Below are 336 nucleotides of genomic sequence, written 5' to 3'. Positions count from 1 at the left end.
ACGAGCTTTCCCAGTTCCTCTCCGACATGCTCTCTATCGTTAACTCCGGCGGCGACATGGAGGGCTTCCTGAAGGACAAAAAGGAGAAACACCTCCGCACGTCGAAACAGGAGCGCGAGATGACCTTGGAGACGCTGGAGCTGTTCGGCGAGATGTACATGACGCTCTCCTTGTTCCCCTTGCTTCTCATCATCATCCTCGTCATCATGGGAATGATGGGCGAGGCCGACGACCGGCTGTTGTACGCGACGGTGTACGTCCTCATCCCGCTGGTCGGCGTCGGCTTCCTCGTGTTGGTCTCGACCGTGAAACAGGACGACCCGGGCGACGGCTTCC

1 pseudogene is annotated in these 336 nt (G+C 58.9%); it reads left to right on the top strand.

The annotated features are described in order from the left end of the window. Window positions 1-336 (top strand): annotated as a pseudogene (locus EXE44_RS18725) (type II secretion system F family protein); the annotation flags it as partial.

The sequence above is a fragment of the Halorubrum sp. SS7 genome, assembly GCF_005435055.1.
GTDB lineage: Archaea > Halobacteriota > Halobacteria > Halobacteriales > Haloferacaceae > Halorubrum > Halorubrum salinarum.
The sequence above is the reverse complement of the archived record's forward strand: the minus strand, read 5'-3'. Positions and strand labels throughout refer to the sequence as shown.